This window comes from Wielerella bovis (assembly GCF_022354465.1).
In the GTDB taxonomy this organism is placed as follows: Bacteria; Pseudomonadota; Gammaproteobacteria; order Burkholderiales; family Neisseriaceae; genus Wielerella; species Wielerella bovis.
Map to the genome: position 1 here is coordinate 338242 of NZ_CP092361.1, position 19259 is coordinate 357500.

Here is a 19259-nt window from a genome sequence, read left to right on the forward strand (position 1 = left end):
ATAAGAGAGCTAGCAACGCTGTATTATTTTTATTTTAACCGACTAGTAAGATAACAAATTTCGGCTTGTGTTTGAAACAAAGGGAAGCCTGAAAATTATTCTGTGGCTTTTGCCACCGTAACCATCGCAGGGCGCAATACGCGGTCGTGCATGGTATAGCCTTTTTTCAATACGCCGACAATGGTACCTGCTTCTTGTTCGGCTTCCACTTCGTGCATAGCTTGATGACGATGTGGGTCAAGTTTGCTGCCTTTTTCACTGGCGATTTCTTGGATTTGCGTGGCATCAAAGGCTTTTTGCAATTCATTCAATGTCATGCTAACGCCCATTTTCATCGCGTCAAAATTGCCGCTTTGGTCAAGCAAAGCCATTTCCAAATAATCTTTCACGGTCAGCATTTCTGCGGCGAAACGTTGGGCAGCAAATTTGTGGGCAGCCTGAATTTCTTCTTGATGACGGCGGCGCAAATTTTGTTCATTTGCTAAACCACGCAGTTGTTCGTCTTTCAACATGCCTTCCAATTCGGCGATGCGTTCTTGCAGACTTTCAATTGTTACTTCTTCCACCACTTCGGTTTCGGGTGTGGTTTCTGGGTTTTCGGTTTCTGGAATTTGAGTTTGTTCGGTCATTTTTTTGCCTTTTGTAAATGGGAATTTCATTATATTTCCAATATGGGGGTGTAATGTGTGATTTCAATGTTTATTGTTTCAGGCTGCTATTGGATGCAGCCTGAAAATATAGTCGGTTAAAATAAAAATAAGACAAGTCGACAACGACCGCCGTGTACAACTAAAGTACATAAGGGGGACTGGCAACGCTGTATTATTTTTATTTTAACCGACTATAAACCCTCGTCCATCATTATGATAGCGAGGATTTGGTATGTCATTTTTATGTGTGAATGCTATTGGAATGGATATGCCTTCTGTTCAATGTAAATTCACTTACAGTTCAATTTTGAGTGCAATGTCGTGCAATTTGCGACGTGCTAAAGCCAATGTACCGTGTTCTTTGCTCATAACAAAATAGATAAATGCACCGCCAATTTGTGAAATAGGCATCAAAATGTGGTATTGCGTTTCCAAGGTAATCAAGAAATCTTCAATGTTTTCGTTGATGTTTAATGCTTGCATGATTTTTTGTTTGGCGTGATACAGTTCGGTATTTCCTGCTGATGCGTATTCCAAATCAATCGAACCATTGGCTTTGGCTTTTGCGCCTAACATAAAGCCGTTGGTAGAATCTACGATAGAAGTAGCGATTGCACCTTCAATTTCCATGATTTCATCTAATGTTTCGTTTATGCTTGCCATCAAGACTCTCCTAAATTATTTGCTTCATTTAATCTAATCAATGAAAAGCTAAATTATAACGTTTTCTTATCATGATGAAAGTAAAATTTTGTTGGTTTTTCAGGCTGCCTTAATATTATAAATAAGGCAGCCTGAAACTATTTATAGTGAATGATATATTCGTTTAAATTATAGTCGTTTCAAATACAAATAGTACAGCGTTGCCAACGCCCTTATGTTACTCGTTGTACACGGCAGTCGCTGTTGCCTTGTCCTGATTTAGTGAATCCACTATATAATAAACAAATGTGTTGTTTTTTATTCCCTATCTGGTAACACCGCATTCAATACCATTGCCACCAAAGCACACAAACCCACACCTGCAAATGCCACATCGCCCACTTTAACCGCCATACCGCCCAAACCAATGGTTAAAGTAGAGCTGACAATAACCAAATTTTTCGGGCGCATCAAATCCACTCGCGCATCAATCAAGGTTTTTAAACCCAATGATGCAATGGTACCAAACAGCAATAACATCACACCGCCCATTACTGGTAAGGGAATAGACGCTAAAAATGCGTTGAATTTGCCGAAAAACGCCATGCAAATCGCAAAAATCGCCGCCCATGTCATGATGACAGGATTGCTGTTTTTGGTAATCATCACTGCGCCCGTTACTTCGCCATAGGTGGTTACAGGAGGCCCACCAAGTAAACCTGCCGCGCATACGCCCAAACCATCGCCAATCAAGGTTTTGTCCAACCCTGGGTCTTTGGTGTAATCTTTGCCCGTAACCGCGCCAATCGCCATAATGCCGCCAATATGCTCAATCGCAGGCGCAATCGCCACAGGCAACATAAACAAAGCTGCCGACCAGTTTACTTCGGGTTTGGTAAATTCGGGAACAGCAAACCAAGGCGCATTCAGCACCGCTTGAAAATCCACAATGCCCACGCATAATGCCGCAATATAACCCGATGCCACACCAATCAAAATTGGGATAAGTTTCATCATTTTGCTGCCAAACACGGTTACCAAAACCGTTACGCCAAAAGTAAACGCGCTCAACATCACCGCCGTGCCATATTCCACCGCTTGCACATCGCCCGATTTGCCCACCGCCATGCTGCTCGCGCTGCCCGCAACCGACAAACCAATCACCATAATCACCGGTCCAATCACAATCGGCGGCAACAATTTATGCACCGCTTCCAAACCGCGCCAACGAATCAGTGCAGCAAAAATAAAATACATAAACCCAGCCGCAAACAAACCAAACAAAGTCGCGCCCGTACCCCATTGCGCTTTTGCCGCGATAATTGGCGCAATGAAAGCAAATGATGAACCTAAAAAAATCGGTACTTTGCGTTTCGTTATCAACTGAAACAATAAAGTACCGATACCCGCGCCCAATAATGCCAGCGCAGGATTTAATCCTGTTAATAATGGGACAAGCACCATTGCGCCAAAAGCAACAAATAAAATTTGTGCGCCTGCAATGGCTGTTTTTGTTTGTTGTAACATTGTGTTAAGTTCCGTTTATTTTTTGCAAACGGCGCGGATTATAGCCGATTACGCCATAAAAGGCAGCCTGAAAATGAATATTGCGTGAAAAATGTTTTTCAGGCTGCCTAATCTGTACAAAATACACGTTATAATTTTTTATTTTAACTCATTGAATAACAAACCATGCCCGCACTGTATTTAATCCCCACCCCATTAGGCGCAGCCGATACCCCTTGTTTATTGCCACACGAACAAGCACAAATTATCCACATTACCGATTTTGTCGTGGAAGCCGAAAAAACCGCTCGCGCCCACTTAAAACACATGGGCGTTACCACCCCGATTCGCGAACTCAATCTGCAAACGTTAAACGAACACACACCAGCCGCCGCCGTTACCGCTTTATTGCAACCTTTGCGTGAAGGACGCGATTTAGGTTTGGTCAGCGAAGCAGGTTGTCCCGCCATTGCCGACCCAGGGGCAGATTTGGTCGCTTTGGCGCATGCAGAAGGATTTGAAATCAAACCCTTAATTGGCGCGAGCAGTATTGTGTTGGCATTGATGGCATCGGGCGCGAATGGACAATGTTTTGCATTTAAAGGTTATCTTCCAGCCGACCACGATGGACGTTCAGGCAGCCTGAAAACTTTGGAAACGCGTTCACGCCAAGCCAATGAAACCCAATTATTCATTGAAACACCGTATCGCAACGATGCTTTATTAGCCGATGCCATCGCCATGCTGCATCCCGATACACGATTGTGCGTTGCTTGCGATTTGACTTTGCCGACACAACAAATTATCAGCAAACGCATCAGCGAATGGCGTACAATGCCCGAATTACCCCTATTAAAAAAACGTCCTGCTTTATTTGTTTTGCATGTCGCATAAACAAAAAGGCAGCCTGAAAACTATTTTTAACAACACACACATATATGGCACATTACGCAATCGGCGACCTACAAGGCTGTTACGCCGAATTTACCGCTTTACTCAACACCATTCAATTCAACCATAGTCGTGACACATTGTGGTTGGTTGGCGACATCGTCAATCGTGGCGCACAATCGCTGGAATGTTTGCAATTTTGTATGCGACACGAAGACAGCGTGCAAATCGTACTGGGTAATCATGATTTACACTTATTGGCTCTATTGTATGGACAAGGCAGCCTGAAAAAAAACGACACACTCACACCCATTTTGCAGCATGCCAATGCACGCAGAATGCGTGATTGGTTGCGCAATCAACCGTTGATGTTGCACACCGATACGCATGTGTTGGTTCACGCGGGCTTATTGCCACAATGGACGGTTACACAAGCGCAAAATCTGGCAAACGAAATTTCACACGAATTATCCAGCAGCCACGCCCATCGTTTTTTTGAAAAAATGTATGGCAATAAACCATCAGCATGGCAGCCTGAATTATCAGGCATAGACCGTTTACGCTTAATAACCAATGTTTTGACACGAATGCGCGTTTTACACACCGATGGCAGTTTGGAATACCGCTACAAAGAAACCTACGCCAACATTCCCTCCAATTTACACGCATGGTTTGACGTGCCCAATCGACAACATTTATCACACACCATTGTTTTTGGACATTGGTCGGCATTGGGTTTTATGAACGACAAAAATGTGTTGGCATTGGATACAGGCGCATTGTGGGGTGGCGAACTAACCGCCGTTAATTTGCATACAGGCGAACGATTTATACAACCCAGTTTCCAAGCGAAAGTATTTGAATAAACGGTTTTCAGGCTGCCTTTTACAAATGTCAAAACACATCAAATCCTGCAAAAAACAGCCATAATGTTTGACAAGGCAGCCTGAAAACTTGTTTAATCCAACCCCACAGCAGCTTCTGATTAATTGGGATTTTAGGAGAATATGATGAAATTAATGCAAACCATAACCGCTATCGCTTTGGCAACCGCCACTTTTGCCGCACACGCTGCGCCAACAGCCAGCAATAATGAAATTGATCGCACCAAAGAAGTGGCGTACACCTGCCAAATTTCAGTCAATGGCAAAGTACAAAATCAAAATATTACCGCCATGTATGGCATCAAAGGCGACCAAGTAGTCGTGGCACAGTTGAAAATTGGTGAGGCTATTACCCCTGGAATGTGGCGCGATAGTTTCCCTGTGATGAATCGTTTTGTCAGCCAAGATGAGAGCGTGAAAACAACCATGTGGACGGCTTCCCCTGCCGATGCAAACAATGTGGATAAAGTAGATGGCGGCAAATTCTCGGTTGCCAATACCGCAGGTGCAGCACACAGTATTGTGTTGGAAAACTGCAAATTGGATAAAACGGCAACGGCAAAATTAGCACGTTGATAGAAATGGTTTCAATAATAAGGCAGCCTGAAAAATGTTTTTCAGGCTGCCTTTATATCAATCAAATTTATCTTTCAAACGTTCCCAAAAACTTTTTTGGCGTGGCGTTTGGCTGCGGTCTAAACCCGTTGCAATTTGCTCAAATTCTTCCAGCAATTCTTTTTGACGCTCGGTTAAATTAATCGGCGTTTCTACAATCACATGACAATACAAATCGCCCACTAAACTGCTGCGCACCGATTTCACACCTTTACCTTTCACGCGCATACGTTTGCCATTTTGCGTGCCAGCAGGAATCGTTAATTTCACTTTGCCGTCCAAAGTTGGTACTTCCACTTCGCCACCCAAAGCAGCGGTGGCGAAACTAATGGGCAATTCGCAATGCAAGTCGGTTGGATTATCGGGGTCGCGCTGGAAGATTTTGTGTTCTTGCACGGAAACATGAATATACAAATCGCCCGCAGGTGCGCCATGCGTTCCTGGTTCGCCCTCGCCAGTCAGACGAATGCGTTGTCCATCGTCAATACCCGCAGGAATATTCACTTCCACCGTTTTGCTGGTTTTCACGCGTCCTTCGCCATGACAACGGTTGCACGGGTCTTTGATTTCTTTACCTGAACCGCTACATGTTGGACAGGTTTGCTGAATTTGGAAAATCGCTTGGCGAACGTGAACCGTACCCGAACCGCCACATGTACGACAAGTGCTTGCTTTGGTACCTTCTTTCGCGCCCGAACCATGACATACATCACATTCTTCATACGTTGGAATCGTGATTTGTTTTTTGATGCCAGATGCCGCTTCTTCCAAAGTGATTTCTACGCCGTAGCTGACATCCGCACCTTGATAATTGGGCTGACGACCCGCTCCGCCAAACATTTGGCTGAAAATATCGCCAAAATCAAAGCTACCTGCGCCACCAAAACCGCCGCTGAATCCGCCAAAACCACCAGCACCGCCTGCGCCACCAAAACCACCTTGTTCAAACGCCGCGTGTCCATATTGGTCGTAAGCGGCTTTTTTCTGTGGGTCGGATAAAGTATCGTATGCTTTTTGAACTTCCTTGAATTTTTCTTCCGCTTCTTTGTTGTCTGGATTGCGGTCGGGGTGATATTTCATCGCCATTTTGCGATAGGCTTTTTTGATGTCGTCATCGCTGGCAGATTTGCTGATGCCAAGTGTTTCGTAATAATCTTGATTACTCATGATGTTTTTTTCAATAATAAAATCTGAATGCTGGCAATATGGAGGCAACCTGAAAAAAATCAAGTTTCAGGCTGCCTATTTATCGTAAATTTTGTTGATATAGTCGGTTACTATAAAAAATAGTACAGTGATTCCAATTTTTAATGTGATTTGTACACGGTGGTTGCGACTATATTTTCCGAAATGGTTTGGGTAAATTAAAATGCAGTGGCAATCAAATATACTGTGTACGCTATATATGCCGCCAACAATGCGCCACCTTTCACGCGCCCGATTTTGCCTGTTCCCCCTTTGCCCAAACAGAACACAAACAACAATACCGTCAGCACCGCCATAATCAACACATCACGACTTAAAACAATGGGCGATATGTCCATAGGTTGAATGCTGGCAGCCAAACCCACCACCGCTAAAGTGTTGAATAGGTTTGACCCAACGATATTACCCACCGCAATATCGTGTTCACCTTTACGCGCCGCTGCAATGGAAGATGCCAATTCGGGCAACGATGTGCCAACCGCCACCACCGTTAAACCAATAATCAAATCGCTTACGCCCAAAGTTTGTGCAATGGTAACCGCGCCCCACACCAACAAACGCGAACTCAAAACCAAAGCAATCAACCCCACCACCAACCACAATATGCCCTTTTTCAATGGCATTTGTGCATTGTCCAATTCGTCAGCAATGTTCTCAACAATATTGTCTGCGCCTTTCATATTGCTGACAACCGTCCATATCATGTATGCCCCCAAAACCACCAACAAAATCAAGCCATCCAACAAAGTGAGTTTGCCGTCCCATAATTGAAACACCGCAAATGCCGTGATACCCATCAAAACAGGCAATTCCACTTTCACAATGTTTTTTTGTACCACAATCGGGCTAATCAAAGCGGTTACGCCCAAAATCAAGGCAATATTGGTAATATTTGAACCATAGGCATTGCCCAACGCAATCCCTGCATTGCCATTGATTGCCGACATCACCGACACCACCATTTCTGGCGCGCTCGTGCCAAAGCCCACAATCACCATGCCAATCAACAAAGGCGACATGCCAAAATGTTTGGCAGTGGCAACCGCACCATCAATAAAACGGTCTGCGCTCCACACCAAAATCACCAAGCCAATGATGACGGCTAAAATTGCATAAATCATGTTTTGTTCTCTGAATTTTCAGTTAGTTAAAAGTGCGAGATTGTAGCAGATATTTTCAGGCTGCCTGAAAAGATTATCCTAAATACAATATTTGATTTGCCTATTCAAAAATATTTGAAAATGGCTTTCAGGCAGCCTGAAAACAAAAATTTGGTATAAAATCGCGGTTATTGTGTTTTCAGGCTGCCTTACAGCATTGTTGTCGGGCATGAATGCCCGACCTACAACAAATCGTGTACTGTTAGGCAGCCTGAAACATTTAATCTATATTTTTACATCTCGCATCAATAATAAGGAACACAAAAATGCCCGATTACCGCTCCAAAACTTCCACACACGGCAGAAACATGGCAGGCGCACGCGCCTTATGGCGCGCCACAGGCGTAGCCGACAGCGATTTTGGCAAACCGATTATCGCCATCGCCAATTCATTTACCCAATTCGTCCCAGGGCACGTTCATTTGCACAATATGGGGCAACTGGTGGCGCGCGAAATTGAAAAAGCGGGCGCAATCGCCAAAGAATTTAACACCATCGCCGTTGATGACGGCATTGCGATGGGACACAGCGGCATGTTGTACAGCTTGCCCAGCCGCGATTTGATTGCCGATTCCATTGAATACATGGTAAACGCGCATTGCGCCGATGCGCTGGTGTGCATTTCCAACTGCGACAAAATCACCCCTGGAATGCTGATGGCGGCGATGCGTTTGAACATTCCCACTGTATTTGTATCGGGTGGCCCAATGGAAGCGGGCAAAGTCATCGGCAGCATCAATATTGCCCCAGAAAGCCGTTTGGATTTGATTGATGCGATGATTCAGGCTGCCGATGACAATGTTTCCGACAGCCAAATCAACGAAGTAGAACAAAATGCTTGCCCCACTTGCGGTTCATGTTCGGGCATGTTTACCGCCAACTCCATGAACTGTTTAACCGAAGCTTTGGGCTTGTCTTTACCAGGCAACGGCTCGTATTTGGCGACCCACGCAGGACGCAAAGATTTGTTTTTGGAAGCCGCGCGCCTGATTGTGGACATCACGCGCCGTTATTATGAACAAAATGACGAAAGCGTGTTGCCGCGCAGCATCGCCAGCAAAAAAGCCTTTGAAAACGCGATGACCATGGACATCGCCATGGGCGGTTCCACCAACACCATTTTGCATTTGCTTGCCGTTGCCAACGAAGCCGAAGTAGATTTCAAAATGGCAGACATTGACCGTTTGAGTCGCATTGTGCCGTGCATTTGCAAAACCGCGCCGAATAATCACGATTACTATATGGAAGACGTGCATCGCGCAGGTGGCATTTTTGGCATTTTGAAAGAATTGGACAAAGCAGGCAAATTGCATACCGATGTACCCACCATTCATTCAGGCAGCCTGAAAGAAGCCATTGAAAAATGGGATGTTACCAATCCCGAAAACACCGTTGCCATTGAACGCTTTAAAGCTGCCCCTGGTGGCGTGCGTACCACACAAGCATTCTCGCAAAACCGCATGTGGAAAACTTTGGATTTAGACCGCGAAAAAGGCTGTATCCGCAGCGTGGAACACGCTTATTCGCAAGACGGCGGTTTGGCGGTGTTGTTTGGCAACATTGCCGAACGCGGTTGCGTGGTGAAAACCGCAGGCGTGGACGACAGCATTTTGAAATTCACAGGACGCGCGCGTGTGTTTGAAAGCCAAGACGCAGCGGTGGAAAGCATTTTGGCAAATCAAATTGTGGCGGGCGATATTGTGATTATTCGCTACGAAGGCCCAAAAGGCGGGCCTGGTATGCAAGAAATGCTGTATCCCACTTCGTATTTAAAATCAAAAGGTTTGGGCAAAGCCTGCGCCTTGCTGACAGACGGACGTTTTTCAGGCGGCACATCGGGTTTATCCATCGGACACGTTTCGCCTGAAGCGGCAGAAGGTGGTGCAATCGGATTGGTGCACGAAGGTGATACCATTGAAATTGACATTCCCAATCGCAGCATCAATCTGAAAATTGCTGATGAAGAACTGGCACAACGCCGCACTGAAATGCAAGCGCGTGGCAGCCAAGCATGGAAACCTGTGAATCGCGACCGCTATGTTTCGCCAGCCTTACGCGCGTATGGTTTGATGGCAACTTCGGCGGATAAAGGTGCGGTGCGTGATGTGTCGCAAATTGAAAAATAATTCAATAAAATGATTTCAGGCAGCCTGAAAGGGATTTTTCTCCTTTCAGGCTGCCTTTGGGTAAGCAAGTTTTACAACATAGTTTGAAACTTTTGCAAAATCCAAAATTGTAGGTCAGATTCTTGTATCTGACATTCCATAATAAACACGTTTTTGTGGCGCAGAAGGTTTGGACAATGTGAACGGTTTCCGCATTCCGTAACCGTGATTTCGCGCAACAAGTGGGCGTGACGATGGTTTCGGGTGCATTGGCGGGTTTGACGGCGCGCGCGGTAATTGTGTTGGACGAAAACAATCGCGTTTTGCACAGCGAACTGGTTCCTGAAATCAAGCAAGAGCCGAATTATGAAGCGGCTTTGGTGATTTTGTAATCAATTGAATTGAAATAAAAAAACACAGAGCAAATCTTTTGGGTTTGTTCTGTGTTTTTTGGGTTTCAGGCAGCCTGAAAATTTATCGTTCACTTATGTAGCTCAATCATTTATTACCCTTTGCCCGATTGTGGTTCATACAAAGCATTTCACAATTTTCAATACCAGTTAGCCCACCTTTGCTCCAAGCGGTAACGTGGTCGGCTTCCATTTCTTTTAATGTCCAAATTTTGGTTTTATTGGCATTATCGCCAATCGCACAAAGTGGACAATTTGAATGATTGTTTTCTTTGGCTTTTTGCGTTTGCTTGTTATACACTTCTTTTTTGGTTTTTTCGTCAAACATGCGAATATCCAAAAGCCGTTTATCACTTTCACCGCCTAACAAATATTCCCAAATACCTTTTTTGTTTTTAATGCTTGGGTCATCGTATAATTCATTTAATCTTTTGGCTAATTCAGTTGGATTATAGGGATTTTTGCCATGAGTTTCGTACAATCTACCCCATTCCAAACCGCACATTTCCTTTTTCACATCAACAAATGTTGTGTTAATCCAATCAATGATGGTAGTAAAATAGGTTTTTAGCTCATGGATATTATCATCACCCCGATGACGGCTCATGTAATCACTGATGTTCCCCCGACTGACCCAATCCAATGCACACGCCAAAAAATCTTGGCGGAGTGGCGTACCTTTGACAAAAGCCGACCATTTGTGGATATTGGCATTTTGTGAATTGCTAAATTCTGCTTTGGCAAGTGTTACAAATGAACCTGAATAAACTGCATTCAATAATTCTTGTTCATTGAGTGGCACACCAGCAATATTAATGGTTTTAAACCATTCTTTAATTTCGCTTTCCGTACCTTTGCATTCGTAAACCAAAATCGTGGTATTTGAAATCAAATCTTGCTTGTCTTTTGGCAAACTAGAAAATGTATAAGGAGTGCCTTTTTCATCAATAATGGACAATTTATTGGTAACAAAACGCCCAATGCTGGTAATGCGTTGCTGACCGTCCAAAACTTCAAAAGTATCATCGCCCGTTTGATTAAAATAAATCAAACCAAGTGGATAGCCTTTTAAAATGGATTGAATGACCGCCACATCTTTTTTGCCGTCTGCATAAATATAATTGCGTTGGTATTCGGGCTGAATGGTCAGGCTGCCTGAAAGTCCAAACAAGCCTTTGCCTTCCAATTCATTGTATTGAAAGCCTTCGCATAATTGGGCGATGGTAATTTGGGTGTTCAATTTGGTTTTCATTTTTTTACTCCTTTATGGCGAATAAAAATACGTTGATAAGTCGATTGCACGATATGACCTTCTTTATTTATAAAATAATTCTTTTTTCCATCATTAGTTGCTAAATTTGCATTTTCATTTGTTTTACCGCCAGATGAACCTGTTCTCTCACCACTTTGCTTCATTTCCCAATAATCATCATATTTTTTAATATCAGGAACGGCATCATGGCAACCACGCTGAGTAGCCCCCAAAATCTCAAATTGCTCGGGATTATATTTATCCAAAAATGAAATCGGCACACCCATTACGCCATCAAAATCAGACGGAATGGCATTAACCAATGGAATTTCAATGGCATGATAATTATCATATTCTTGATAAGCATTGCGATATTGTTCTTTTTTCAAGGATTTATTAAATTTTAAATTATCCTCCATTGTCATTAACTGCAATGGTTGATGACGGCGACCATGTTCTAAATTGGTAAACCACATTCCAGTAGAGCGAGCCATTATTTTATTGTCAATTTTGCGATAGGCACTCCCTTCTTGTTTGGCTTCAATAAAATCATTTTCCATATATTCTGGGATATGAAATAAAATATCTGCGCCCATTGGCATTGAGCCTGACCATATTTTATTGTCTTTAATCAATGGAAAAACTTCTTTATAAGTAATGGCATTTTTATTACCAATAATGGCAAATTTTTTATTCGCATCCATAATCCACGCCATAAATTCACGAAATAGAGAAAATGGGGGATTGGTAATAATAATGTCGGCTTCATCACGCAAATTTTTGATTTCATCACTGCGAAAATCGCCATCGCCCGTTAAATATTGCCATTGCAAATCTTTTAAATCCACAATGCCATCTTGATTGATGTCTTCGGTGAGCGTGAAAATTTTGCCTTTTTGCTTGGATTTTTCGTTATTAAAAATGGGGCTCTCGCTTTCAAACAAGCTAGGCTGATAAGGGGTATTCAAATTTTTGCTTTGGTGGGCAAAACTGGTGCTAATCAGCTTTTTTAAACCAAGTCGTGCAAAATTTTGGGCGAAATACAGGGTGAAATTAGACCATTCAGGGTCATCGCAAGGCAGAAGAATGGTTTTGCCACGAAACACATTTTCATCAAAATCAAGATAGGCATTCATCTCTTTTTCAATGTCATGATATTGCGTGTAAAACTCGTCATTTTTGGCTTTTTTGGCGTTTGAGAGATTGCTGTTTTTGATACTTTTTGACATCTCAATCTCCCAAAAAAGCATTGAAAGATTGAGAAAGAGAATTTACGCTAGTGTTGCGTGTTGCGTGTTGCGTGTTGCGTGTTGCGTGTTGCGTGTTGCGTGTTGCGTGTTGCGTGTTGCGTGTTGCGTGTTGCGTGTTGCGTGTTCATTTTTAATCCTTATTTAAATTTGTCAAGTGTTTTTACATAAAGAAACAAAATCATGTATTAAAACACAATGTTTGTCATCTTAAATTTGTGTTTTCAGGCAGCATTACAATACACAACAATTTTTGCGTGGTTTCAGTAGGTCGGGCATGAATGCCCGACCTACAACAAATCGTGTACTGTAAGGCAGCCTGAATTTTTGATTTTCAGATTACTTCAATTTATCCAACGCCACCTGAATTTTCGCCATTTTCTCTTGCAAATCAGCCAATTCTGCTTTGTCTTTTTCCACCAAATGCGCGGGGGCTTTGTCCATATAGCCTGCTTTGGACAATTTTGCGTTCAGTTTATCCAAGGCTTTTTGCAATTTTTCGGCTTCTTTGTTCAGACGCGCGGTTTCGGCGGCTTTGTCCACTTCCACTTTCAGCATCAAACGCGCACCATTGCACACGGCAACGGGCGAATCTTCGCTTTCAGGCAGCGTGGCAACTTGCGTGGCTTCGGTTAAACGCGCCATCATCGGCAGATATTTTAAATAATCCGCCAAATCGTCCGCGCTTTCCACAAATAATGGGGCTTTCACGCTCGGTGCAATGCCCATTTCGCCGCGCAAATTACGCACCGCACCAATCAAGTCTTGCAATGCAGTCATTTTGTCAAACGCGCTTTGTTCCACAAAACTCAAATCGGCAATCGGGAACGGCGCATTCATAATGCTGTCCGCCACTTTGCGGTCGCACATCGGCGCGATGACTTGCCACAATTCTTCCGTGATAAACGGCATAATCGGGTGCAGCAAACGCAAACTCACTTCCAATACGCGCAATAAAGTATGGCGTGTGGCGCGTTGGCGACTTTCGCAACCCGTTTGCAATTGCACTTTCGCCAATTCCAAATACCAGTCGCAATAGTCATTCCAAATGAAACTGTATAATAATTCCGCCGCCAAATCAAAACGATAGCTTTCATACGCTTTGGCGACTTGTTCTTCCACTTGGTTCACGCGCCCGATAATCCATTGGTCGGGGAATGAGTAGGCGCGTGGCTCGGTGGCGTGTGCGCCGTAGCCACAGTCTTTGTCTTCCGTATTCATCAAAACAAAATTGGTGGCGTTCCAAATTTTGTTGCAGAAATTGCGGTAACCTTCGGCGCGTTTGAAATCAAAATTCACGCTGCGACCCAAGCTCGCGTAACTCGCCATCGTGAAACGCAATGCGTCCGCGCCCATGGCGGGAATGCCTTCGGGGAAGAGTTTTTTGGTGGCTTCTTTGATTTGTGGCGCGGTTTCGGGTTTACGCAAACCTGTTGTACGTTTAATCAATAAGTTATCCAAATCAATGCCGTCAATCAAATCCACAGGGTCAATCACATTCCCTTCGGATTTGGACATTTTTTTGCCTTCATGGTCGCGCACAATGCCATGAATGTACACGTCATGGAACGGCACTTTGCCCACAATATGCGTGGTCATCATAATCATACGTGCCACCCAGAAGAAGATGATTTCGTAGCCCGTAACCAGCACATTGGACGGCAAAAATGCTTTTAATTCAGCCGTATCGGGTTCGCCGTCTTTCCAGCCCAAAGTGGAAAACGGCACCAGCGCAGACGAGAACCATGTGTCCAATACGTCTTCATCACGAGTGAGTTTCAGGCTGCCTGCTTGTTTTTGCGCTTCTTCTTCAGTGGCGGCAACGTAAATTTTGCCGCTTTCATCGTACCACGCAGGAATTTGGTGTCCCCACCACAATTGGCGCGAAATGCACCAATCTTGCAGATTGTTCATCCATTGGTTATAGGTGTTAATCCAGTTTTCGGGAATAAATTTAACTGCGCCGCTGTCGGTGGCGTGTTTGGCTTTTTGCGCCAGACTCATGCCTTTAAATTCGGAATCAGGTTCGCCGCCATTGGGGGCTGCGTGCATATTCACAAACCATTGATTGGTCAGCATGGGTTCAATGACCGAACCTGTACGGTCGCCTTTGGGGGTCATTAATTTGTGCGGTTTCGTGTCAGCCAACAAATTTTGTTCTGCCAAATCCGCCACGATTTGTTTACGCGCAGCAAATCTATCCAAACCTGCGTATTTTTCAGGCAGCCTGAAAGATTCCAGTACATTGCTGCGGTAATCATACACTTCCGCTTGTGCCAAAATTTTTGCGTCCAAACTCAATACGTTAATCAAAGCCGTGTCGTGGCGTTTGCCGACTTCGTAGTCATTGAAATCGTGCGCGGGCGTGATTTTGACACAGCCTGTACCAAATTCGCTGTCCACATATTCATCGGCAATCACGGGAATGGTGCGACCTGTAAGCGGCAAAATCAAAGATTTGCCAATCAGGTGCTGATAGCGTTCATCGGTCGGATTAACGGCTACAGCAACGTCGCCCAACAGCGTTTCGGGGCGCGTGGTGGCGACAATCACGCTTTCAGACGGCATATCCGCCAATGGGTAACGAATGTGCCACATGGAGCCATCGCTTTCCACATTTTCCACTTCCAAATCCGACACAGCCGTACCGAGAACAGGGTCCCAGTTGACCAAGCGTTTACCGCGATAAATCAAACCTTGATTGTATAATTTCACAAAGACTTGGGTAACGATTTCGGCGCGTGGCGCGTCCATCGTGAAATATTCGCGCGACCAGTCGGCGGAGCAACCCACGCGGCGCATTTGTTGGGTAATCGTGCCGCCTGATTGTTCTTTCCATTGCCATACTTTTTCCAAAAACGCTTCACGACCTAAATCGTGGCGCGATAAGTTTTGTTCGGCGAGCTGGCGTTCTACCACGATTTGGGTGGCAATGCCCGCGTGGTCGGTTCCCGGAATCCAGCACGTTTGTTTGCCTGCCATGCGGTAGTAGCGCGTTAAGCCGTCCATAATGGTTTGGTTAAACGCGTGTCCCATGTGCAGCGTGCCTGTTACATTTGGCGGCGGCAGTTGAATGGAAAAGCTGTTTTGTGCGCTGGCTTGGCTCATATCGGGCTGGAAATAGCCGAGTTTTTCCCAGTTTTGATAATGTTTGGTTTCAATTTCGGAGGGAGTGTATCTGTTCAACATTTTGATGGCTGCCTGTAAAAATTTGTGATGAAAAATACGGTATTATAGCAAAACAACGGAATAGGCAGCCTGAAAATAGCAAACTTGTTTTTAGGTTCAAACTTTTGTATAGTCATTTATAGTAGATTCAATTTAAATCAGGACAAGGCGACAGCGACCGCCGTGTACACATAGTACATAAGGGAGCTGGCAACGCTGTACTGGTTTAAATTGAATTCACTATAAAATAGAAATTAAGATAAGGCGATAGTAACTTCCGTGTACACACAAAGTACATAGAGGAGTTGGCAACGCTGTATCATTTTCATTTCAGACAACCCTATTTCAAGGAGTGAATCATGATTGGTGTATATGCAACTGCACAAGTTAAACCTGAATGCAAAGCTGAATTTTTGGCATTGGTTCAAGCATTTGTCGAAGAAAGCCGCACGCATGCTGGTTGCATCAGCTACGATTGTGGCGCAGTCAATGGCGAAACCGACCAATATTGTTTTATTGAACGCTGGCAAAGCCAAGCCGATTTAGATGCCCATTTGCAAACCGAATTTTTTACCGCCAACGCCCCCAAATTGGTGGCAATGACGGTAAATGGTTTGGCGATTCACACATTATCATTGTTGTGAATTTTTCAGGCAGCCTGAAAAAATTTCGCGTCCAGTAAAATAAAAAATCGCCCAAAAAACCATTTTTCGGGCGATTTTTCACATCAAATTACGTTTTAGGCAGCCTGAAAAATACGAATGCTCGCTAATATCATAAACATGTGGATACAATCCCCTACACAATAATCCATTTATCATCTTCATGATTCTTCCAAAGCAATATCACTTGGTAAAAATAAAACTGAAATACTGGCTACTAATCCAGCCATATACAGCAGTATAATCAGCAATGTACCAGAAGAAGCGCGAGCAATATTTGTGTTATGCCAACTCAATGTTTTGGAACGATACACGCTGCCATCAACCAAACTGACACCAGCTAAATCCATTAGCCACAAAACCGAACCACCCACGATACCTAATATTATCACGCTGATTGTGCTTCTTTTCAGACGAAATAACACGGTAAATAAGCTGCACACAACTCCTGAAACCGCACCCATTTGAATAAATGGTAAAAATACCGCTAACAATAAAAGCGAACACAATTTCACAAAATTCCATAATTCTAATGACAGCAAAGTCTCGGAACGCACCACAATCCCAAAGCAAAAAAACAGAAATATGGGTAAACAAATAATTGCAAATAAAACGGTTGGGATTAAGCCAGACAAAACAGCAATGGTGGTGGGATAAGCCAATATCAAACGTACATACGGATAATTCATTTTTCAACTCACTTATCAAAAATAAGGGCAGATACGAAATCTGCCCCCAATAACATCAAACTAATTTTCAGGCAGCCTGCAAATCAAACCCAGAATGCCGTAACAGCGCGTCCATACTCGGCTCACGCCCACGGAACGCCTTGAAACTTTCCGCTGCGCTGCGACTGCCGCCCACCGCCAAAATCTCGTTCCAGAAACGCGCCCCTGTGCCGCGCACGTCGTCCGATTCTTCAAACGCTGCGTACGCGTCTGCGCTCAACACTTCCGCCCAAGCGTAGCTGTAATAGCCAGCCGAGTAGCCGCCTGCAAAAATGTGGCTGAAACTGTTGGTAAAACGATTGTATTCAGGCGGTTGCACCACCGCCACTTCACGGCGCACGTCTGCCAAAGTCTGCGCCCAATCTTTCAGGCTGCCTGAATTTTCCGCGCTGAACACGCGCATATCAAACAGCGCAAATTCCATTTGACGCACCAAAAACAGACCGCGTTGGAAATTTTTTGCCGCCAGCATTTTGTTGAACAAAGTTTCAGGCAGCGTTTCGCCCGTTTCTTCGTGTGCTGACATTTCTGCCAACACATTGTATTCCCAAACAAAATTTTCCATAAATTGGCTGGGCAATTCCACCGCGTCCCATTCCACGCCATTGATGCCGCTCACGCCCAACTCGTCCACGCGCGTCAGCAAATGGTGCAAACCGTGTCCCATTTCGTGGAACAGCGTGATGATTTCATCGTGGCTCAAACGCGCTTCTTTGCCGTTTACAGGTGGCGTGAAATTGCAGACCAAATACGCGGTAGGTGTTTGAATTATCCCTGCTTTTTCGCCTGTGATGAAACGGCGGCGACCGCGATAATCGTTCATCCACGCGCCACCGCGTTTGCCTTCACGCGCGTACAAATCCATGTACACGCCGCCGATGATGCCGCCACCTTTTTCCAATTCAAAATAGCGCACGTCATCGTGCCAAGTGGGGACTTTTTTCTCGGTCAAATTCACGCCATACAAACGCTTGATTTGCGCGAACAAGCCCGATAATACTTTGTTGGCAGGGAAATATTTTTTCACTTCGGTTTCGGAAAACGCGTATTTCGCTTGGCGCAATTTTTCGCTGGCGTAAGTCAAATCCCACGATTGGATTTCAGACAGCCCCAATTCTTTGGCGGCAAATTCGCGCACTTCCGCCAAATCTTTTTCGGCAAACGGTTTGGCGCGTTTGGCTAAATCACGCAAAAATTCAACCACTTGTTCGGGCGTATCCGCCATTTTGGTGACCAAAGACAATTCGGCATAATTTTTGTAGCCGAGCAAGTTGGCTTCTTCCAAAGCGATTTCCAAAGTGCGCGTGATGTGGGGCGTGTTGTCCCATTCCGCTTTGCCCAATTCGCTGGCACGGGTAACGTAGGCGCGGTAGATTTTTTCGCGCAAATCGCGTTTGTCGGCATATTGCATCACGGCAATGTAGTGTGGCATTTGCAAGCCGACTTTGTAGCCCGATTTGCCTTCCGCTTGCGCGGCAGCCTGAAACATGGCGAGCGCGTCTTCGGGAATGCCGCTCAATTCGGCAACGTCTTCAAAATAAAGCGCAAAATCATCGGTTGCGTCCAACACATTTTGCGAGAATTGCGCGGAAAGTTGTGCGCTTTCCGTTTGCAATGCTGCCAAACGCTGTTGTTGTTCGGGCGGCAATTCGGCACCGCTCAACACGAAACCGCGTAAATCGTTGTTTAATTTGACTTGTTGCGCGTCATCTAAACGCTTGAATTTGTCGGAATTTTTAATTTCTTTGAAACGCGCGTAAAGTTCAATATCTTGCCCGATTTCCGTAAAAAATACGGTAACTTCGGGCATCAATTCATTGTAAACTGCACGCAATTCAGGTGTGTCCACCACAGAATTGAGGTGCGCCACCACGCCCCAAATTCTGCCCACACGCTCGGTGATGTCGGTCAGGCGTTCTACGGTGTTTTGCCAAGTGGTTTCGCTTTGCGCTTTGATTTCAGCGATTTGGGTGCGGGCTTCGGCAATGGCGGTTTGCATAGCGGGTTTGATTTGCGCGGTGTCAATGGCGCGGAAATCGGGTTCGTGGTCTAAATTCAATAAAATATCACTCATCATAATGTCTTTCGTATGAAATAAAAGTTGCTATTATTTGGGGTTAATTCGAAAAAATA

Annotated in this window: 16 protein-coding genes and 1 pseudogene; 6 read left to right on the forward strand and 11 right to left on the reverse strand. The window is 44.6% G+C overall.

Features of this window, described 5'->3' with window-relative positions; all coding sequences use genetic code 11:
• Window positions 1-95: 95 nt before the first annotated feature.
• From grpE to MIS45_RS11300, 4 genes are all read right to left on the reverse strand, one after another.
• Window positions 96-629 carry a nucleotide exchange factor GrpE gene (gene grpE / locus MIS45_RS01710; protein WP_430472153.1) on the reverse strand — a complete coding sequence of 178 codons (534 nt, stop codon included), beginning with the start codon at window positions 627-629 and terminating at the stop codon, window positions 96-98.
• A gap of 315 nt (window positions 630-944) precedes the next feature.
• The gene (locus MIS45_RS01715) at window positions 945-1313 is read right to left on the reverse strand and encodes a hypothetical protein (protein WP_249442930.1); all 369 of its coding nucleotides are present in this window, start codon (window positions 1311-1313) and stop codon (window positions 945-947) included.
• A 297-nt stretch (window positions 1314-1610) separates the two neighbouring features.
• The gene (locus MIS45_RS01720) at window positions 1611-2819 is read right to left on the reverse strand and encodes a uracil-xanthine permease family protein (RefSeq protein ID WP_249450811.1); all 1209 of its coding nucleotides are present in this window, start codon (window positions 2817-2819) and stop codon (window positions 1611-1613) included.
• A gap of 4 nt (window positions 2820-2823) precedes the next feature.
• Window positions 2824-2946, reverse strand: coding sequence for a hypothetical protein (locus MIS45_RS11300; RefSeq protein WP_283397428.1), 123 nt, complete (start codon window positions 2944-2946; stop codon window positions 2824-2826).
• Between the two features lie 38 nt (window positions 2947-2984).
• On the opposite strand from MIS45_RS11300, the gene MIS45_RS01725 reads away from it, so the two are divergent.
• The 3 genes from MIS45_RS01725 (at window position 2985) to MIS45_RS01735 (ending at window position 5149) form a co-directional block, all read left to right on the forward strand.
• On the forward strand, window positions 2985-3692 hold the full coding sequence (locus tag MIS45_RS01725) for an SAM-dependent methyltransferase (RefSeq protein ID WP_249450812.1): 708 nt from the start codon (window positions 2985-2987) through the stop codon (window positions 3690-3692).
• Window positions 3693-3736: 44 nt separating this feature from the next.
• Entirely contained in the window at window positions 3737-4555 is an 819-nt protein-coding gene (locus tag MIS45_RS01730; RefSeq protein WP_249450813.1) for a symmetrical bis(5'-nucleosyl)-tetraphosphatase, read from the forward strand.
• A gap of 141 nt (window positions 4556-4696) precedes the next feature.
• A complete protein-coding gene (locus MIS45_RS01735) occupies window positions 4697-5149 on the forward strand; it encodes a hypothetical protein (RefSeq protein ID WP_249450814.1) in 453 nt (150 codons plus the stop codon).
• 57 nt (window positions 5150-5206) lie between these two features.
• Here MIS45_RS01735 and dnaJ read toward each other — a convergent pair whose 3' ends face one another.
• Together dnaJ and MIS45_RS01745 are read right to left on the reverse strand one after the other, a co-directional pair.
• The gene (gene dnaJ / locus MIS45_RS01740) at window positions 5207-6355 is read right to left on the reverse strand and encodes a molecular chaperone DnaJ (RefSeq protein ID WP_249442935.1); all 1149 of its coding nucleotides are present in this window, start codon (window positions 6353-6355) and stop codon (window positions 5207-5209) included.
• A 197-nt stretch (window positions 6356-6552) separates the two neighbouring features.
• A complete protein-coding gene (locus tag MIS45_RS01745; RefSeq protein WP_249450815.1) occupies window positions 6553-7515 on the reverse strand; it encodes a calcium/sodium antiporter in 963 nt (320 codons plus the stop codon).
• A gap of 305 nt (window positions 7516-7820) precedes the next feature.
• Between MIS45_RS01745 and ilvD the strand changes: the two genes are divergently transcribed.
• On the forward strand, window positions 7821-9680 hold the full coding sequence (gene ilvD / locus MIS45_RS01750; protein WP_249450816.1) for a dihydroxy-acid dehydratase: 1860 nt from the start codon (window positions 7821-7823) through the stop codon (window positions 9678-9680).
• 148 nt (window positions 9681-9828) lie between these two features.
• Window positions 9829-10051: pseudogene (locus MIS45_RS11435) on the forward strand (redoxin family protein); the annotation flags it as partial.
• Window positions 10052-10157: 106 nt separating this feature from the next.
• Here MIS45_RS11435 and MIS45_RS01760 read toward each other — a convergent pair.
• From MIS45_RS01760 to MIS45_RS01770, 3 genes are all read right to left on the reverse strand, one after another.
• Complete coding sequence (locus tag MIS45_RS01760; RefSeq protein ID WP_249450817.1) at window positions 10158-11321, reverse strand: HNH endonuclease family protein; 1164 nt, start codon at window positions 11319-11321, stop codon at window positions 10158-10160.
• Window positions 11318-12550 (reverse strand): adenine-specific methyltransferase EcoRI family protein, encoded by a 1233-nt coding sequence (locus MIS45_RS01765; protein ID WP_249450818.1) that lies wholly within the window; start codon window positions 12548-12550, stop codon window positions 11318-11320. Before MIS45_RS01765 ends, MIS45_RS01760 begins: the two co-directional genes overlap by 4 nt.
• A gap of 357 nt (window positions 12551-12907) precedes the next feature.
• Window positions 12908-15757, reverse strand: coding sequence for a valine--tRNA ligase (locus MIS45_RS01770; protein WP_249450819.1), 2850 nt, complete (start codon window positions 15755-15757; stop codon window positions 12908-12910).
• Between the two features lie 338 nt (window positions 15758-16095).
• On the opposite strand from MIS45_RS01770, the gene MIS45_RS01775 reads away from it, so the two are divergent.
• Window positions 16096-16380 (forward strand): putative quinol monooxygenase, encoded by a 285-nt coding sequence (locus MIS45_RS01775; RefSeq protein WP_249450820.1) that lies wholly within the window; start codon window positions 16096-16098, stop codon window positions 16378-16380.
• A gap of 179 nt (window positions 16381-16559) precedes the next feature.
• Here MIS45_RS01775 and MIS45_RS01780 read toward each other — a convergent pair whose 3' ends face one another.
• Window positions 16560-17087: a hypothetical protein gene (locus tag MIS45_RS01780; RefSeq protein WP_249450821.1), complete on the reverse strand. Its 528-nt coding sequence runs from the start codon at window positions 17085-17087 to the stop codon at window positions 16560-16562.
• A 67-nt stretch (window positions 17088-17154) separates the two neighbouring features.
• A complete protein-coding gene (locus MIS45_RS01785) occupies window positions 17155-19203 on the reverse strand; it encodes a M3 family metallopeptidase (protein ID WP_249450822.1) in 2049 nt (682 codons plus the stop codon).
• Between the last annotated feature and the right edge of the window lie 56 nt (window positions 19204-19259).